This window comes from Actinoplanes xinjiangensis (assembly GCF_003148685.1).
Lineage (GTDB): Bacteria > Actinomycetota > Actinomycetes > Mycobacteriales > Micromonosporaceae > Actinoplanes > Actinoplanes xinjiangensis.
In genome coordinates this window covers 1-17493 of sequence record NZ_QGGR01000049.1, presented here as the reverse complement: position 1 = coordinate 17493, position 17493 = coordinate 1, and the positions used below count along the sequence as shown (strand labels likewise).

Annotated in this window: 14 protein-coding genes and 1 pseudogene; 9 read left to right on the top strand and 6 right to left on the bottom strand. The window is 70.1% G+C overall.

Annotated elements, in window-relative coordinates; all coding sequences use genetic code 11:
• Window position 1: 1 nt before the first annotated feature.
• On the bottom strand, window positions 2-1441 hold the full coding sequence (gene gndA, locus BC793_RS46785) for an NADP-dependent phosphogluconate dehydrogenase (RefSeq protein ID WP_109603119.1): 1440 nt from the start codon (window positions 1439-1441) through the stop codon (window positions 2-4).
• Between the two features lie 135 nt (window positions 1442-1576).
• On the opposite strand from gndA, the gene BC793_RS46780 reads away from it, so the two are divergent.
• Window positions 1577-2983 carry a GGDEF domain-containing protein gene (locus BC793_RS46780; RefSeq protein ID WP_109603118.1) on the top strand — a complete coding sequence of 469 codons (1407 nt, stop codon included), beginning with the start codon at window positions 1577-1579 and terminating at the stop codon, window positions 2981-2983.
• 15 nt (window positions 2984-2998) lie between these two features.
• On the opposite strand, the gene BC793_RS46775 is transcribed toward BC793_RS46780, so the two are convergent.
• The gene (locus BC793_RS46775; RefSeq protein ID WP_093611341.1) at window positions 2999-3313 is read right to left on the bottom strand and encodes a type II toxin-antitoxin system PemK/MazF family toxin; all 315 of its coding nucleotides are present in this window, start codon (window positions 3311-3313) and stop codon (window positions 2999-3001) included.
• A gap of 309 nt (window positions 3314-3622) precedes the next feature.
• Here BC793_RS46775 and BC793_RS46770 point away from each other — a divergent pair, with 309 nt between their 5' ends.
• From BC793_RS46770 to BC793_RS52615, 3 genes and pseudogenes are all read left to right on the top strand, one after another.
• Window positions 3623-4870, top strand: coding sequence for a PP2C family protein-serine/threonine phosphatase (locus tag BC793_RS46770; RefSeq protein WP_239169831.1), 1248 nt, complete (start codon window positions 3623-3625; stop codon window positions 4868-4870).
• Window positions 4867-5265, top strand: a complete 399-nt coding sequence (locus BC793_RS46765; protein ID WP_109603117.1) for an NUDIX domain-containing protein — start codon at window positions 4867-4869, stop codon at window positions 5263-5265. Before BC793_RS46770 ends, BC793_RS46765 begins: the two co-directional genes overlap by 4 nt.
• A pseudogene (locus BC793_RS52615) lies at window positions 5262-5399 on the top strand (sulfurtransferase TusA family protein); the annotation flags it as partial. The gene BC793_RS46765 and the pseudogene BC793_RS52615, both read left to right, overlap by 4 nt.
• 56 nt (window positions 5400-5455) lie before the next feature.
• Here BC793_RS52615 and BC793_RS46755 read toward each other — a convergent pair.
• Window positions 5456-5950, bottom strand: coding sequence for a group II truncated hemoglobin (locus BC793_RS46755; RefSeq protein ID WP_146246773.1), 495 nt, complete (start codon window positions 5948-5950; stop codon window positions 5456-5458).
• Window positions 5951-6008: 58 nt separating this feature from the next.
• Between BC793_RS46755 and BC793_RS46750 the strand changes: the two genes are divergently transcribed.
• Entirely contained in the window at window positions 6009-7268 is a 1260-nt protein-coding gene (locus BC793_RS46750; RefSeq protein ID WP_239169832.1) for an erythromycin esterase family protein, read from the top strand.
• Window positions 7269-7459: 191 nt separating this feature from the next.
• Entirely contained in the window at window positions 7460-8557 is a 1098-nt protein-coding gene (locus tag BC793_RS46745; protein ID WP_109603114.1) for an alpha/beta fold hydrolase, read from the top strand.
• A 57-nt stretch (window positions 8558-8614) separates the two neighbouring features.
• Here BC793_RS46745 and BC793_RS46740 read toward each other — a convergent pair whose 3' ends face one another.
• Both BC793_RS46740 and BC793_RS46735 read right to left on the bottom strand, forming a co-directional pair.
• A complete protein-coding gene (locus BC793_RS46740) occupies window positions 8615-9673 on the bottom strand; it encodes a spore photoproduct lyase family protein (protein ID WP_109603113.1) in 1059 nt (352 codons plus the stop codon).
• Between the two features lie 18 nt (window positions 9674-9691).
• The gene (locus BC793_RS46735) at window positions 9692-10339 is read right to left on the bottom strand and encodes a magnesium transporter MgtE N-terminal domain-containing protein (protein ID WP_158319579.1); all 648 of its coding nucleotides are present in this window, start codon (window positions 10337-10339) and stop codon (window positions 9692-9694) included.
• Between the two features lie 1780 nt (window positions 10340-12119).
• Here BC793_RS46735 and BC793_RS46730 point away from each other — a divergent pair.
• On the top strand, window positions 12120-12464 hold the full coding sequence (locus BC793_RS46730) for a hypothetical protein (RefSeq protein ID WP_109603111.1): 345 nt from the start codon (window positions 12120-12122) through the stop codon (window positions 12462-12464).
• A 1373-nt stretch (window positions 12465-13837) separates the two neighbouring features.
• Here BC793_RS46730 and BC793_RS46725 read toward each other — a convergent pair.
• Window positions 13838-15226: an MFS transporter gene (locus BC793_RS46725; protein ID WP_239169833.1), complete on the bottom strand. Its 1389-nt coding sequence runs from the start codon at window positions 15224-15226 to the stop codon at window positions 13838-13840.
• Between the two features lie 138 nt (window positions 15227-15364).
• On the opposite strand from BC793_RS46725, the gene BC793_RS46720 reads away from it, so the two are divergent.
• Complete coding sequence (locus tag BC793_RS46720; RefSeq protein ID WP_109603110.1) at window positions 15365-16450, top strand: serine hydrolase domain-containing protein; 1086 nt, start codon at window positions 15365-15367, stop codon at window positions 16448-16450.
• Between the two features lie 42 nt (window positions 16451-16492).
• Window positions 16493-17493, top strand: a 1001-nt coding sequence (locus BC793_RS46715) for a glycogen debranching protein (protein ID WP_249037422.1), incomplete at its 3' end; no start/stop codon positions are given.

The window sequence follows — 17493 nt, the reverse complement described above, 5'->3', positions numbered from 1 at the left end:
GTCAGGCGTCGACCTCGGGACGGCCCTCGGCGGCCCACAGCGTGTGGAACGAGCCCGGCTTGTCCACCCGCTGGTAGGTGTGCGCGCCGAAGAAGTCACGCTGACCCTGGATCAGGGCGGCCGGCAGGCGCTGCGCCCGCAGGCTGTCGTAGTAGGCCAGCGCCGACGAGAAGCCCGGAGCCGGGATGCCCTGCTGCGCGGCGGTCACCACGACCCGGCGCCACGCGTCCTGCGCGCCCGCGACCGCGTCCTGGAAGTACGAGTCCACCAGCAGCGTCGGCAGAGCGGGGTTCTTGTCGTACGCCTGCTTGATGAAGTCCAGGAACTTGGCCCGGATGATGCAGCCGGCCCGCCAGATCTTCGCCATCGCACCCGGGTCGATGTCCCAGCCGTACTCCTTGCTGGCCGCCTGGATCTGCTGGAAGCCCTGCGCGTACGCCACGATCTTCGACGCGAACAGGGCCTGCTCGACATCCGCCCGCAGGTCGCCGCCGACGTGCTCGCCACCGGACGCCGGGCCCGGCAGGCCGGCGCTGACCGCCGCCTCACGCTCGGTCACGCCGCCGGAGATGGCGCGGGCGAACACCGACTCGGCGATACCCGACACCGGCACACCGAGGTCGAGGGCGGCCTGCACGGTCCAGCGGCCGGTGCCCTTCTGCTCCGCCCGGTCCACCACGACGTCCACGAACGGCTTGCCGGTCGCCGCGTCCACCTGCTTGAGCACCTCGGCGGTGATCTCGATCAGGTACGAGCCGAGCCGGCCCTCGTTCCAGCCCTGGAAGATGCCGGCGATGTCGGCGGGGGAGTGCCCGCCCACCTGGCGCAGCAGGTCGTACGCCTCGGCGATGAGCTGCATGTCGGCGTACTCGATGCCGTTGTGCACCATCTTCACGAAGTGGCCGGCGCCGTCCGGGCCGACGTGCACGCAGCACGGCTCGCCGTCCACCTTCGCCGCGATGTCCTCCAGCAGCGGGCCGAGCGCCTCGTACGACTCCTTCGGGCCACCCGGCATGATGCTCGGGCCGTGCAGCGCGCCCTCCTCACCACCGGAGACGCCGGCGCCGACGAAGTGCAGGCCCTTCGCCTTCAGCGCGGCCTCCCGCCGCCGGGTGTCCGCGTAGTGCGCGTTGCCCGCGTCGATCAGCATGTCGCCCTCTTCGAGCAGCGGAGCGAACTCGTCGATCACGGCGTCGGTGGCCGGGCCGGCCTTGACCATGATGACGACGCGTCGCGGGCGCTCCAGGCTCGCCACGAACTGCTCGGCCGACTCGGCCGGCAGGAACGAGCCCTCGTGACCGAACTCCTCGACCAGCTCCTTGGTGCGGCCGTAGGAGCGGTTGTGCAACGCCACGGTGTGCCCGTGCCTGGCGAAGTTACGGGCCAGGTTACGGCCCATCACCGCCAGGCCGGTGACCCCGATCTGCGCCTTTTGCGACATCGACTACGTCCTTCCTCGTTACCCGCCCGTTACGGGCCCCGCGGTCATTCTTACGGGAACCGGGCCGTTGCGGTTCGATCACGTCCACGTGGTGAGCATGCTCAAGTCTGCGCCGCCGCGGCCGATCGCACTGCCGTGACCCGCTTCTCCGGCATGGCGGCCTTCCTCGCCGTGGCCATCGCCTGCACGGCGGCCATGCCCGTGGTCCCACCCGCCGGACGGCCGGGGCTGTTCCTGCTCATCTCGGTGTTCGACATCGCCGCGGCCGCGTGGCTGCTGCGCCGGGTCCCGCGCGGTGACCGGCTCCCGTTCGTCCTGCTGCTGCTCGGTGCCGTCTGGCTGGTGGCCAACACCGTCACGTCGCTGGCCGGTGGCGCCGCCGCGGTCGCCGCCGCCGACGTGGTCCTCGCGGTCGCCAACCTGCACCTGCTCGCCGCCGCGGTGGCGCTGGTCCTGCGGCGCGGCCGCAACGACATCGGCGGCCTGCTCGACGCCGGGGTGGCCGCGATCGTCGTCGCCGCCCTCCTCTGGACCGTGCTGCTGCAACCCGACCTCGACACCGCCGGCGTCGAGGTCGGGTTGCAGATCAGTCTGCTCGCCACGGTGCTGCTGCTCTCCGGCGTGCTCGGCATGCTGATCCGGGTCCTGCACACGTCCCGGCCACGTCCCGTACCGCTGGTGCTGCTCGCCGCCGCGGTCCTCGCCGACCTGATCGGCAGCGTCGCCGCGATCCTCGCCACCGGCACCGTCACCGCCCACACCTCGGCGCTCCACGAGATGATCTTCATGGTCAGTTACGCGCTGCTCGGCCTGGCGCTCCTGCACCCCGGCGCCGCCCGGATGGCCCGCCCCGGCCCGGTCCCGCCCGACCGCCTCTTCACCGGCCGGGTCGTCCTGCTCACCGCGGCCGTCACCGTCGTACCCACCGTCTCCGGAATCCGCGAGATCCTCGGCGTCCACGGGGACGCCGCCCTGCTCACGGTGGGCAACGTGCTGATCGTCGCGCTCGTCGTGTTCCAGGTGGCCCGCCTCGGCCGCCAGCGTGACCAGGCCGAACGGCGGCTACGCCACCAGGCCTCCCACGATCTGCTCACCGGCTTGCCCAACCGCGCCGAACTCTGGCGCCACCTGGACGCCGCCCTGGCCGCCGAACAGCGCGCCGGCCGCCCCTCGGTCGTCCTGCTCTTCTGCGACCTCAACGGCTTCAAACAGGTCAACGACCGGCTCGGTCACCTCGCCGGTGACCGGCTCCTCACCGAGGTCGCCGCCCGCCTCCGCGGGGTGGGCGCGTTCACCGCCCGCTACGGCGGCGACGAGTTCGTCCTGCTCTGCGACGACCCCGACCAGGCCGCCGCCGCCCGCCGGCTCACCAGCCACCTGCACGCCGCCCTGGCCGCACCGATCCCACTGGCCGGCGAACAGGTCCGGGTGGGTGCCAGCATCGGCGCCGTCCTCTCCGACACCACACTCGACGCCGACGAACTGATCCGCCGCGCGGACCAGGCCATGTACGCCGAGAAGGGCAACCGCCGGGCCGCCTGAGCCGGGCCGCGGGCCTCAGAGCTCGAACAGGTCCCGCATCGCCTCGGCGAGCCGCGCCATGCTGGCACCGGTGACCATCCCGATCCGCTCGGCGCCCGTCGAGGCCGGCAGCCGCCGCATCCGGTTGACCACCACCACCCCGGTGATCGGATCCTGCTCGGTCAGCGCCACCGCATAGGGCGGCAACTCGGTGACCCCACGCTGCCGGACGATCGGCGCACAGAACGGCGCGGCGTTCTTGCGCTCGTTGTAACTGTCACCGGACAGCACCAGAACCCGGTAACGCAGATCGGCCCGGTCGCCGATGGTCCAGATCTCCCCGCGCCGCATGTCAGCATGACCCGCAGATCGGCGCGGTCCGGATCGGCATGGCAGGAAGCGTACCGCCGCACCGATCTCGTCCGCGCCCGCCCCGCCCGGCCACCGCCCGAAACCGCCGCCCGCAGTCCACCCGTCTTCCGCACCCCCGCGATGCGGCCGGCCCGGTAGGTCCGCCGTGGTGGGCCGAACGTCGGACCTCGACCGGGTGACCTGTGCGACCTGGACGGATCGATAGGCACCCGCCCGGATGATCGGGGGATGCAGCGGTGCGGTGTGCAGGCGTAAGCAGGAACCCGGACCGGGGTGGGGAGGTGACTGGTGGGAACTCAGGCGTACGCGTGGACCGACGGCCGGTCACGGCCCGCCGCGGGCGACCCGGAGAACGGCGGGGACGGCCGGCACGACGTCCCCTGGCTGGCGACGGTCCAGAGCGTCCTGGACTTGCTGCCGGGAATGTCAGGATATCTGGTACCGGAGGTCGACGAGGCCGGACGCATGATCGACCTGATCTGGGCCGCGGCCAGCCCGGCGGCCGTCACCCCGGACGGCCCCCACGGCGCGCAGCTGATCGGCCTCGCGATGAGCCGGCACCAGCCGGAGGTGATCGCCGGCGACCGCGGGCGGACCTGCCAGCGGGTCCTCGACACCGGGGAGCCCGCCGACCTCGGCCCGGTACGGATCGGACAGTCCGACTTCACCGTCCGCGCCGGCCGGCTGGGCCCGGGACTGTTGATCACCTGGCAGCGCCTGGAGGCCACCGGGCCGCAGGCGGGCGCCGAGCGGCTGGCCGAGGTGGAGCGCACGCTGGCGGCCGAGCACGACCTGGCGGCCCGGTTGCAGCAGATCATCCTGCCGATCCCGGCGGAGCCGATCGACCTGCCGGGGCTGCGGGTGGCGGTGCGCTACCTGCCGGCCGGCCAGGAGGCGATGATCGGCGGGGACTGGTTCCACGCGGCGGCGCTGCGCGACGGATCGGTGCTGCTCGCGGTCGGCGACGTGGCCGGGCACGGCACGCAGGCGGCGACGACGATGGCGCAGCTGCGGCACGCGCTGCGCGCCCTGTCCGTGGTCACCAGCGACCCGGGTGTCCTGCTGGAACATCTCAACCGGCTGATCTGGGAGCTGGAGGCCGACGATCCGGAACTGGCGGCGACCGCGGTGATCGCCCGGTTCGATCCGCGGCGCCACCAGCTGGTGTGGGCGCAGGCCGGGCATCCGCCGCCGCTGCTGAGCCGGGCCGGCCGCACGGCGCCGCTGTCCCGGCCGGCGGGCCCGATGCTGGGCGTGGTGGACGGCGCCCGGTACGCCGACGCGGTCATCGACCTCACGCCGGGCGATGTGCTCCTGCTCTACACCGACGGCCTGGTCGAGCACCGCCAACGCGGGCCCGACGTCGGCCTGGACACGGTGATCGCGGCGGTCGACGACGCGGTGCGCTCCGCCCCGGAGCAGCCACTCGCGGAGATGCTGGCCCGGCTGCGGCGCGCCAACCCGGACGACGACACCTGCATCCTCGCCGCCCGCCCCCTCGGCCGGCCCCGGGCCCCGGGCATGATCAAGGGATGAAGCCTTCTGTCTCGTGTGTGTTCGTCTGCCACGACGGCGCCGGCCGGATCCTGCTGGCCCGCCGCTCGGAGCAGGCCCGCGACGAGCCGGGCACCTGGGATTGCGGGGCCGGTGCGCTGGAGTTCGGGGAGACGTTCGAGGCCGCGGTGACCCGTGAGGTCGGCGAGGAGTACACGGCGTCCCCGCTGGAGATCCGGCAGCTGGGCGTCCGCAACGTGCTGCGCGACGACCCGCCGTCGCACTGGGTGGCGGTGGTCTTCGCGGTCCGGGTGGACCCGGCGGCCGTGCGCATCGGCGAGCCGCACAAGTTCGACGAACTGGCCTGGTTCGCCCCGGGCGAGCTGCCCGCCCCGCTGCATTCGCAGCTCCCGGCGACGCTGGCGCTGCTGCCGTGACACCGACGGTCCTGGACGGCGGGGACCGCCGCTGCGTGCTGCTCCTCATCGAGCTGCGCAGACTCATCGCCACCCTGCCGCCCGGCGCCGTGGTCCACCTGATCGCCTCCGATCCGGCGGCGCCGCTGGACCTGCCGGCCTGGTGCCACCTGACCGGCCACGAATACCTGGGCGAAATTCAACCCCAAACCTATGGGGTACGGGTGGTCGCGTCCCCGGTCGAGACCGAGGCGTCGCATCCCTGGCGCCCGGCCCAGGTCCACCGTGGCATCGGCGGATCCCCCGGCCCCGCCGCCGACGACGGCATGTAGGCCACCACCTCCGCGGTCGCCGCCCGGATGTAGTCACGCAGCACCGCCCGCAGTTCGGCGTCGTCGGGCAGGGTGGCCACCACCGCCGCGTCGAAACACTCGACGAAGACGGCCGAGAACGGATCGTCGTCACACTGGTTGGCGTGCACCCGGATCATCGCCCCGTGCCCGCCGCGCGTCTCGCTGTAGACCGGTGGCCCGCCGAACACCTCACCCCAGTACCCGGCGAGATGGGGCACGTGCTGCGGCTCGACGCCGTGCGAGAACGGGTGCGACAGCGTCGGGTGAGCCAGGCAGCGCTCGTGGAAGTCGGTGGCCAGGGCCAGCATGGCGGTGGCTCCGCCGGCTGCTTCGTACAGCGTCGGACGTCCCATCACCCCAGCATGGCAAGGTCCGACGTATGAGGCGACCCCTTGCGGGTACGCGGCGAGGGTGATCCGGTACGGGGAAGAGGTGGCCTCGATCGCCCGGCCGCTGCACGATCCGGGGGATCTGGAGATCCTGCTGGACCGGGCGGCCGCCGCGACGGTGGTGCTGATCGGTGAGGCCACCCACGGCACGCACGAGTTCTACACGTGGCGGGCGGCGCTGACCAGGCGCCTGATCGCCGAGCGGGGGTTCTCCTTCGTCGCGGTCGAGGGCGACTGGCCGGACTGTGAGCGGGTGAACGCGGCCGTCCGCGGTGACGTTCCCGACCCGCGGCACGCCCTGGTCCGCTACGACCGCTGGCCGACGTGGATGTGGGCCAACGAGGAGACCGTCGACTTCACCCGCTGGCTGCGCGCGTTCAACGAGAACCGGGCGCCGGACGACCGGGTCGGCTTCCACGGACTCGACGTCTACTCGCTGTGGGAGTCGATGCGGGCGATCCTGGTGTGGTTGCGGGAGAACGACCCGGACCGGGTGCCGGCCGCTCTGGACGCGTACCGGTGTTTCGAGCCGTACAACGAGGATCCCAACGCGTACGGCTGGGCCACCCAGTTCGTGCCGGCCTCCTGCGAGCGGGCGGTCGTCGCGATGCTCGCCGATCTCACCGACCGCGACTTCGGGGTGTGGCAGAACGCCGAGGTGGTGGCCGGGGCGGAGGGCTACTACCGGGCCATGGTACGCGGCGGCCCGGAGGCGTGGAACATCCGGGACCGGCACATGGACGCCACCCTGGACCGGCTGCTGCGCCGCTACGGTCCCTCGTCGCGGGCCGTGGTGTGGGCGCACAACACCCACGTCGGCGACGCCCGGGCCACCGACCAGTCCGGGTACGGCGAGGTGACGCTCGGCCAGCTGGCCCGGGAACGGTTCGGGGCCGACCGGACGATGCTGATCGGGTTCGGCACCCACCACGGGACGGTGGTCGCCGGACCGGAGTGGGGCGGGCCGATGGAGGCGATGGGTGTGCCCCCGGCCCGGCCCGGTTCCCTGGAGGAAGTCTTACAGAACGCTGCCCCGCCGGCGGCTCTCTTCGTCTTCCCGGCCGACGGCCCGCGACCGGATCTGCTCACCACCGTGCTGCCGCACCGGGCGATCGGCGTGGTCTACCGGCCGGAGCGGGAACGCTGGGCCAACTACGTCCCGACAGTCCTGGGAGAGCGTTACGACGCGTTTCTGTGGTTTGCCGAGACGCGGGCTCTCCGGCCGCTGCACACTCTCCGGGTGAACGTCCACGAGCCGGAGACGTACCCCAGCGGTGTCTGATTTCGATAATGAACCGCCGATTAAATGGATCTTTTGAAATTCGCTGGCACATCATTCAGTTGACGTGTGCGGATACCCGAATAGGCACGAACGTGTGCCCTTGATTACCGATCCACCGCGGGGTAGATCAGTTTTAGGCTGTGGCATCCATCGATCATCCACTTCGGATTCTGCAAGGGGGACGTGGTGCCATGAGAAAGATCTCCCGACTTCTTCTCGCCGCGCTGATCACCGCGGCCGGGATGCTGGTCGCGACCGCCGGACCGGCGTACGCGACATTGCCGGGATTCGTGCTGAGCTCGTCGACCGCGAGTCTGCCGCCGACCCTGTCCGCTGTTGCCACCGGCAAACGGATCCAGTACGTCACGACGAACATCAACGGTGGCGTGATCACCGCGACCGGTCTGGTCCTCACCCCGAAGACCGGCAAGAACAACCGTGTCGTGGCATGGGGGCACGGCACCACCGGGCTCGCCGACTCGTGCGCCCCGTCGACCAATCAGACCGTGTTCTGGGAGGAGGCCCGGATCGCGGTCGCCGAACTGCTCAGCCGCGGCTGGACGGTGGCCGCCCCGGACTATCCGGGGCTGGGCACGCCACAGGCCCATCCGTACCTGATCGGTGCCAGCGCCGGCCGCTCACTGATCGACAACGTCCGCGCCGCCCGCAACCTCGACGCCGCGCTCTCCACCCAGTACGTCGTCGACGGCCATTCGCAGGGCGGGCAGGGTGCCCTGTTCGCCAGCCAGATCGCGCCGAGCTACGACGGCACCCTGGTCCTGAAGGGCACCGCGTCGATCGCCCCGGTCTCCAACACCCAGGAGTTCATCAACTTCATCCCCGGCACCGAAGGCCAGGGCTACCTGGTGATGGCCCTGTACGGTGTCGCGGCCGTCGACCCGAGCTTCAAGCCGGCGAACGTACTCGCCGCACCGGCCGAGGCGAAGGTCGGCGTCCTCCAGACCGGCTGCCTCTACGAGATCCTCGCCGCCTACCAGGACCTCACCGCCGAGCAACTGGTCGAGGGCGGCGTCGTGCCGGACGCCGTGGTCGCCAAGATGGCCTCCTACGAGAACCCGGCCCAGACCGCGCCGAGCGCCCCGGTCCTGATCGTGCACGGCACCGACGACGAGGCGGTCCCGTTCTTCGCCTCGGAGATCCTCGCCGACCAGATCGCCGCCTACGGGGTGCCGGTCACCCTCGAGACGGTTCCCAACGCCAACCACGACCAGGCCGTCATCGACACCGCCGACCTGGTCGCCGACTGGATCGCCACCCGCTTCACCTGACCCGGCCCGTTCCCAGGGCGCGCTCGGCGGCTCACCCCGCCGGGCGCGCCGCCGCGGTCAGAACGCGTAACGCACCCGCAGATAGGGGGTCCGGTCGGCGATGAGGTCGGTGAGGGCGCGGACATAGCCACCCTTGGCGCCGGTGCGGTAGCGGACGTTCAGGTCGCCGTTCTGCGAGCGTTTCACCTGCTGAAGGTCGGGGCGCCAGATCAGATCCTCGGCGCGCGGATGCCAGCCCAGGTTGACCTCGTGCAGACCACGATTGTGGGTGAGGAAGATGACCTCGGCGGCGAGCTGCCTCTTCGCCTCCGGGCCGATGCCGGCGTCCAACTGGTCGAGAAGGTCACGCCAGTCGTCGAGCCAGCCGTCCCGGACCACGACCGGGCTCAGATTGACGTGCACCTCGTACCCGGCGGCCACGAAGTCGTCGATCGCCGCGATCCGTTCCGCGATCGGACTGGTACGGATGTCGAGAACCTTCGCGTCGGCCGGCGGCATCAGCGAGAAACGGATCCGGGTACGCCCCCGCGGATCCCAGTCCAGCAGATCCCGGTTGACATACTTGGTGGCGAAACTGGCCTTCGCGCTCGGCAGATCGCGGAACGACTCCACCAGGTCGCGGACGTTGTCGCTGATCAGCGCGTCCACCGAGCAGTCCGAGTTCTCCCCGATGTCGTAGACCCAGGCCGCCGGGTCACATTCGTTCGGTTCCGGTTTGCCACCCTGACGACCGACATGCCCCCGCAGGTACGACACCACGCGCTCGATGTTGGCGAAGACGGTGATCGGGTTGCTGTACCCCTTGTGCCGGGGCACGTAGCAGTAGGCGCAGGCCATCGCACACCCGTTGGCCGTCGACGGCGCGATGAAGTCCGCGGACCGCCCGTTCGGCCGGGCGGTCATCGTCTTCTTCACGCCGAGGACCAGCGCCTCCTGCTTGATGCGCACCCAGCGCCGCACATTGGTCTCGTCCCCGAACAGCTCCGGGATCCGCTGATGACTCTCCACCTCCACGAGGGTCGCCGCCGGCCACCGGGAGAGGACCTCGCGCCCCCGGGGCAGCTCCGCCGCCGCCGGCTCGACATAGATACGCCGGATGTCCAGCAGTTCCCCCATGCCGCGATTATCCCGCCGTCAGGAGAACAACGAGGCAAGCACCCGCTTGAGGGGACCGTCGTCACGCTCGTCGGCCCACGTCACCGCACTCAGCGGGCGCCCCTTCTCGCGGGCGTCCGCACAGTAGCGCCGTACCGCCGGGTCGATCGGTTGATCCGTGACGGACAACGCCCCGTGGGTCCGCAGCCGGTAGGCCGCGTTCTCGGCCGCGGGCACACTCACCCGGCCGTCGTCGCCGAGATGCACGGCGATCGCGACCACCTTCTGGTACGCGGCGACGCACAGGATTCCCGCCGGGGCACCCCCGGGCACCGTGACCTCGGCATTGAACCGGCGCAGCGCCTCGGTGACGGCACGCACGTACATCTGCGTCCGCACGTCGTCGGCATGACCCGCGTCCAGTTCCCCGATCAGCTCATCACGCCGCCCACCGGGAAGCGTGGTCAGCAGCACCGCCCGGACCGGCTCGGCCAGCTCCCGGAACAGATGCCGCAGCCGGGCCTGCGGCAGCTCGGCGAGCAGCGCGGCAGCCTGGTCGGCCGGAACCGCCGCACTCGCCCGGATCACATCCTTGTCGGCGAACATCTGCAGCACCCGCCCCCGGCTGCCAGGCTTGCCGGCCAACATCAGCCGGGCGAGGTCGGCACCACCGAGAGCCTCGGACACCGCCCCGAACCGATCCGCCGGCAGCCCGTTCAACATACTGATCGCCGACTGCGGCGGAGTCTGGCGGATCATCACGGCCAGAGAAGTTATGGGCATCATCCCGCCGGGCAGCATGACTGTCACCTCTCGCCCTCGATTGCACGTGGTCGAATAGGACTAGCACCCGAAGGCCGCCCACAACATCACCTTTGCCGTCACCCCCACCGCCGAAACGGCCAACAAGTACCGGAACCACCCCGCCCCACCCCGCCACCCACCATCCATCTCACCCGCCCCCGCCGCTTTGGTCTTCTCGCCCCCACTGCTTTGGTCTTTTCGCCGCCGCCGCTTCGGGCTCCTCGCCCCCACTGCTTCGGTCTTCTCGCCCCCGCCTCTTCGGGCTCCTCGCCCCCGCGCCTACCGCCGCTTCGGGCTCCTTGCACCCGCGCGTCAACCGGCCCGCGCACTCATTCGGCGGCTGGGCTTTTCGCTCCTGCCGTCAACCGCCCCGCGCCCCGATCCACCGCTTGGGCTTTTCGCTCGCCTTTCGACTGGCCCGCGCGCTCATCCGCCGCTTGGGCATTGGCGGTCGCCCGTGGACTGGCCCGGGTACTCATCCGCCGCATCGGGCTTCTCGTGCTCGCCCGTCAACCGGCCTGCGCATCCCTCCACCGCTTGGGCTTTCCGCGCCCCATCTACCCGATACGCGGCACTTATCCACCGACCTGCTGCACGGCACGCTCATCGGACAGCTCGCGCCGCCATCGGCGCGAGGATGAGCCGGCGGGGCGATCGGCGCATCACACTCCAACGATCCTCAGCCCACCGCCGGCAGAGCCGGCGCGAGACCGAGGCTGTCATTGCAGCCGGAATTACCAGCTCACAAGACACCTCAGCCGAGGGACCTCCAAACCCTGAATGTCGGGACCCGGGACCCGGGACCCGGGACCCGGGACCCGGGACCGTCGGGGGCCTGGGGCGTGGGGCGTCGGGGGCCTGGGGCGTGGGCGCGGGCGTGGGGGCGTGGGCGTGGGGGCGTGGGGGCTCGGGCGTCGGGACTCGGGCATCGCGGGCAAGGCTCCGGTCGCTCGGCAGCTTCCGGCGTTTCGGTCGGCAACTCTCGGCGTCGAGATGCGCTCCTTAACTCGATCTTGAGGAGTTCTGCGATGACGGTGTGCCGGAATCACGCAGGAGCGGGTGAGCGGCAATGGCTTCACCTCCCAAAGGGACTTCAGGTATCTCGTCGCGAGGCATCAAATCGCAAGGTCCCTGCACTCGATACCGGGTGCAGAATCGTCTCATCACGGGGCTGTTCGGCGCAGCCGATGAGTCGGCGCGTTATCGTGCAAATAGCACGCCTTAACGTGCTCCCCAAGACCAAATCCGGTGGCGCCCGTTCCCGATGGAAAGAAACCTCAAGTTCCGCAGATAGAAGAAACGGCTTCAACCGATAAATTATTGATTTTTCGCCGATCACCGCCGAGTGACCATCGGAGACCCGAACCGGCCCAGCGCCGCCGAGGGAAACCGTGACCACCGCCCTGCGGCAACCACACAAATTCACCAAAACCCCACCAGGACCCCCTTGAGGCGCGATCGGTCGGGGAGGTCGTGCCCGAAAAGGCGGGTAGCGGGACCGTCGATGGCACCGGCAGAAATACAGCCCCGCCCTCGGCGACACACACGGCAGGGTGGGCCGCGGCCATCGGCACGGCACCGCGAGTTTGCGTGCCGAGGGTATGGACGTCGGCGGCTCTGGGGTGCTGCCGGCTTCCGCGTCGCGGACCTGGGCGTCGCAGGTATGCGCGTCGCCTTGCGCGTCGCGGGTTTGGACGTGGCCGCTTCGCGCGTCGCAGGTCTGGGAGCCGCCTTGCGCGTCGCGGACTTGGGCGTCGCTGGTCTGGCCGTCATGGACCTGGGCTTCGCCTTGCGCGTCGCGGGTTTGGACGTCGCCGCTTCGCGCGTCGCAGGCCTGGGAGCCGCCTTGCACGTCGCGGACTTGGACGTCGCAGGTTGGGGTGTTGCGGATCTGGGTGCCGCCTTGCGCGTCTCGGACCTGCGCGTCACCGGTTTGGGTGCTGCGGATCCGGGTGCCGCCTTGCGCGTCGCGGATCTGGACGTCGTAGGACTCACGCGCTGCCGGTGATCCTCGGACCCAAGGCGCCGAGGCCAGGCTCGACGGCGATGGCTGAGTCGCGACCAGGGACGGTGCCGCGCCTCTCGGAGACGAAGTCCTCTGCGGAGCCGTGTGGGCAGGCGGCGGAGCGGCGAGTGTCGCCCGTGTGGAGGCAGCCCGCAGTGTCCTGCTTCCCGAACCGGAGGTTCCCGCGACAGGCACCTGGTCGCCACCAACGGTAGGGCCCGACTCGCTTTGGCGGAGCCGTCGAAGCTTCTCGGCATGGCGGCGCTGCAGCCCCCAGGCGCGGTGCCTCTCGTGTTCGCGACGGAACTCCTCACGCGCCGAAGAATAGTTCCGAGATCGCGTCCGATCACGCATTGATGAAATCTCAACTCTACTGAACAACGACCCCTGCCCCATGCAAGAATTCTTCCCGATCCCGCTCCAAAAGTGTAAGAAGTCGATCATGCCAAATTCGCTCTCGTGGATTTTGGGCCAGTTCTTCACAGGATTCTCAAGCGACTAGCAGGCAGCAGAGAAGAAGTGAGACTTGCCTCGCATTACCGACTCTCAGTGGCAGTCCGAGCCTTGCCGGTTCAGGGTCGAGCGTCACATATTCTCTTCAGGCCGCATCACGGTTCTCTTCAGGCGGCATCACGGCGCTTACGGTCATGATGGTCGAAGTCTCGATCAGAATCGCCGAGCAGCGACAACCCCATGAGGGATGGCCTGCTCCGACCGCCCGTGCCTGCCGGCATGGCCCGTCGGCCATACCGGCGTGGAGGATCCGGGCTGAGAGGTGCCCTGCGCCGGTGGCGCAGGGGCTGGTACCACCAACTGCTGAACTGCGACAGCGCAACGGACATCCGTCGGATCATGGAGGCCATGGGAGGGGCTGGGCCGGAAGCACCATCCGTCCTCGGCGGCAGCCTGTCACCGCTGGGGTGGAGTCTCGGCTTCCTGGAAGCGCCGTCCGAGCTGGTGCTCCCGCGTCTGCGTGCGTGGCGCGACGATCTCGGTATGCCGCAGAAGGTGAGGAGAGCCGGGACGTCGTGGCCCGGCTGCCTGCACGCGCTGGAGCCCTTGACGACGCAGTACAGGGGCGCTGTCACCGTTGAACGCCGCCGTGCATGGCATCCCCGGAGGCTCACCTTCCGAACAGGCCGGAAGAGAGCAGGACCGGAGGCCAGGTGATGAAGCGAGGGGGGTGAAAAGGCGAGGAGAGGTAGCCGGTGACCCGTGGACTCAGTGGCCACGGAAGCCCGGCCGCCGATGAAGAGCTGCGATGACGTCGCGGGAAGAGCTGGCCCTTCGACGAGACGAGGCCTGACAGCGGCCAGGGACCCGTCAGGGGGAGGGTGGGAGGCCGGTCCGCGTATGACCGGGTGTGGCGGGACCGCTCAGGCGGGCACCCGGTCGAGGTCGGCCCGGGTGGTGGTGGTGCGGGCCCAGGCGCCCGTCGTCACGTGGCCGATGGCCAGGACCGCCGCGCCCAGGGCGGCCAGGATCCACCAGCCCGCCGGGTCGGCGGGGGTGCTGCCGGAGGCCACGACGGCGCCGATCACCGCGACGCCCAGGGCGCTGCCGACCTGGCGGCTGGTGGAGGCGATGGCGGCTGCCACGCCGGCGCGGGCGCGGGGCATGCCGGAGACGGCGGTGTTGGTGATCGGCGTGTTCACCATGCCGAAGCCGAGACCGAAGAGCAGGTAGCCGGCGAACAACTGCCATGCGGGGGTGGTGGGGCCGGCCAAGATCATGGGCAGCACGCCTAGGGCCATCGCCGTGCCGGCGATGCGTAGCGGTAGGCGGGTGCCACGGGTGCCGACCAGGCGGCCGGACAGTGGGGAGGCGACGATCGTCATCACCGCCATCGGCAGAGTGTAGAGGCCGGCGTGCAGGGCGGACAGGCCGCGTACGTCCTGGAGGTAGAGGGTGTTGAGGAAGAGGAATCCGCCGAGTGAGGCGAAGGCGCAGATCGCGACCAGGGTGGCGCCGCTGAACGGGGCGCTGCGGAAGAAGCGCAGCTCGATCAGTGGCTCCTCGCGGCGCGGTTCCCACCACAGCAGGGCGGCCAGTGCGGCGGCGGCGAGGGCGAAGCAGCCGAGGATGACGGGGGAGGACCAGCCTTCGGAGGGGCCCTCGATGATGCCGAACGTCAGGGCGGCGAGCAGTGTGAACACCAGGAGCTGGCCGACCGGGTCGAGGCGGCGCGGGTGTTCGGCCCGTGACTCGGGGATGAACCGCCAGGCCAGCAGGAACCCGACGATGCCGACCGGCACGTTGATCCAGAAGATGGACTGCCAGCCGAACGAGTGGACCAGCACACCGCCGGCCAGCGGGCCCAGGGCCATGCTGAAGCCGGTCACCGCACCCCACACGCCGATCGCGCGGGCCCGTTCGCGGGGCTCGGTGAACGTGTTCGTGATGATCGACATGGCGACCGGGTTGAGCATCGACCCGCCGACCGCCTGGATCGTCCGGAACGCGATGAGTGCCTCCAGGCTGGTCGCCAGGCTGCACAGCAGGGAGCCGATCGTGAACAGGGCCAGTCCGGCCTGGAAGACGCGGCGCCGGCCGATGCGGTCGCCGGTGGAGCCGGCCAGGACCAGCAGGCTCGCCAGCACCAGCAGGTACGCGTCGATGATCCACTGGAGGCCGGAGACGGGCGCGTCCAGGTCGTCGGCCATCGCCGGGAGCGCGACGTTCACGATGGTGACGTCCAGGCTGATGATGAGCAGGCTCATGCAGCAGATGGCCAGGACGAGATAGCGGCGCGGTTGCACCCTCACGGTTCTACCCGTGATCACCCCGAGAAACCCGGGGGATGTCGTCCAGATCTCCTAGGGGTACGGTCCGGGAAGCGCCCGGATGACCTTGGCGGCGCCGGCCGGAAGAGTGGGCCCCAGTCCACTTCGGAGGTTGTCAGCATGCATCGTCGCACCCTGCTCGGAGCCGCTCTGGCCGGAACCGCCCTCGCTGTCGCGGGGCGCGTCCCGGCGTACGCGGGCACCGGTCTGCCGCCCTTGAACGAGGCCGCGCTCGCCGCGGCGCTGGAGCCGCTCGATCCGGCGGTGAGTGGCGCCCTGGTCCGCGTGGAGGGGTCGGCCGGCCGCTGGCGCGGGCGTGCCGGGGCCGGTGACGTGCACCGCGGGAGCCCGGTGCCGTGGGACGCCCGGTTCCGGATCGGCAGCATGACCAAGGTGTTCACCGCGACGGCGGTGCTCCAGCTGGTGGCGGCCGGCCTGATCGAGCTGGACGCGCCGGTGCGCCGATACCTGCCGGACCGGCTGCCGGAGGGCTATCCGGGCACGGTGCGCCAGCTGCTCGACCACACCAGTGGGCTGCGGGGCCTGGAGCTGCGGCACAAGGACTGGGACTGGTTCAAGGACCACCGGTTCGACACGTTCGAGCCGGGGTCGCAGGTGCGGTGGGAGGAGGAGCCGCTCTTCACGCCGGGCACGAAGCAGGTCTACGGCAATGTCGGCTACATCGTGGCGGGGCTGGTGATCGAGCGGGTGACCGGCCGGCCGTACGCCGACGCGATCCGCCGGGGCATCCTGCGGCCGCTCGGGTTGCGGCACACGTATCTGCCGGGCACGCACACCGCGATCCCGGGGCCGCACGCGCACGGCTACGAGCTGATCGACGGCGAGTACGTCGACGTCACCCGTGCCAATCCGTCGCTGCAGTGGGCCGCCGCCGAGATGATCTCCACGACCGGCGATCTGGACCGGTTCCTGACGGCGCTGCTCGGCGGTCGCCTGCTGCCGCCGCGGGAGCTCCAGGCGATGCTGACCGTGCCGAAGGGCGGGACGTACGGCTGTGGGCTGAGCCGTCTGCTCATCGGTGACCTGGAGATCTGGGGCAAGTCGGGGGACCGCCCCGGGTACAACAACGGCATGGGGGCCACGCTCGACCTGAGCCGGCGGCTGGTCTACTCGGTGAACACGCTGAAGATGGGCGGTGACACGCCGGTGATCGCGGAGCGCCTGATGATGGCGGCGTTGACCTGATCACAGTTTTCCTGCGGGCTGTTATTGGGCAAGGTGGGGGCCATGCATATCTGGCCGGGCAATCCGTACCCGCTGGGCGCGACCTACGACGGTGGTGGCACCAACTTCGCGCTCTTCTCCGAGGCTGCCACCCGCGTCGAGCTGTGCCTGTTCGACGACGACGGTAAGGAGACCCGGATCGACCTGCCGGAGCGGGAGGCCCTGGTCTGGCACGGTTATCTGCCGCGGGTGGTGCCGGGTCAGCGCTACGGCTACCGCGTGCACGGCCCGTACGACCCGTCGCGGGGGCTGCGCTGCAACCCCAGCAAGCTGCTGCTCGACCCGTACGCGAAGGCGATCGACGGCAACTACGACTGGGATCAGGCGCTCTTCTCGTACAACTTCGGCGATTCCGGCTCTTATAACGACTTTGATTCCGCCGCCTACTCGCCGCGGTCGGTGGTGATCAACCCCTATTTCGATTGGGGCAACGACCGGCCGCTCAAGGTCCCGATGTGGGAGACGGTGATCTATGAGGCGCACGTCAAGGGAATGACCGTCCAGCACCCGGACATCCCGGCCGACGTGCGCGGCACCTACTCCGGTCTGGCGCACCCGGCCATGATCAAGTATTTGAAGGGCCTCGGCGTGACCGCGGTCGAGTTGATGCCGGTGCACCAGTTCGTGCACGACAGCGGGCTGATCGAGCGCGGTCTGACCAATTACTGGGGTTACAACACCATCGGCTTCTTCGCTCCGCACAACGGTTACTCGTCGTTCCCGGAGGGCGGCGGGCAGGTGCAGGAGTTCAAGGCGATGGTGAAGGCTCTGCATCAGGCCGGTATCGAGGTCATTCTCGATGTGGTCTACAACCACACCGCGGAGGGCAATCATCTGGGCCCGACGTTGTCGTTCCGGGGTATCGACAATCCGGCGTATTACCGGCTGGTCGACGAGGACAAGCAGTACTACTACGACACCACGGGTACCGGGAACAGTCTGAACGTGCGGCATCACGAGTCGCTGCGGCTGATCATGGACAGTCTGCGGTACTGGGTGACGGA

What these genes read in the sequence shown, in the direction of transcription:
- gndA (WP_109603119.1), bottom strand. Translation starts at nt 1,441, where the DNA reads ATGTCGCAAAAGGCGCAGATCGGGGTCACCGGCCTGGCGGTGATGGGC.
- BC793_RS46775 (WP_093611341.1), bottom strand. Translation starts at nt 3,313, where the DNA reads ATGCGGCGCGGGGAGATCTGGACCATCGGCGACCGGGCCGATCTGCGT.
- BC793_RS46765 (WP_109603117.1), top strand. Translation starts at nt 4,867, where the DNA reads ATGAAGCCTTCTGTCTCGTGTGTGTTCGTCTGCCACGACGGCGCCGGC.
- BC793_RS46755 (WP_146246773.1), bottom strand. Translation starts at nt 5,950, where the DNA reads ATGGGACGTCCGACGCTGTACGAAGCAGCCGGCGGAGCCACCGCCATG.
- BC793_RS46745 (WP_109603114.1), top strand. Translation starts at nt 7,460, where the DNA reads ATGAGAAAGATCTCCCGACTTCTTCTCGCCGCGCTGATCACCGCGGCC.
- BC793_RS46740 (WP_109603113.1), bottom strand. Translation starts at nt 9,673, where the DNA reads ATGGGGGAACTGCTGGACATCCGGCGTATCTATGTCGAGCCGGCGGCG.
- BC793_RS46730 (WP_109603111.1), top strand. Translation starts at nt 12,120, where the DNA reads ATGCGCGTCGCCTTGCGCGTCGCGGGTTTGGACGTGGCCGCTTCGCGC.
- BC793_RS46720 (WP_109603110.1), top strand. Translation starts at nt 15,365, where the DNA reads ATGCATCGTCGCACCCTGCTCGGAGCCGCTCTGGCCGGAACCGCCCTC.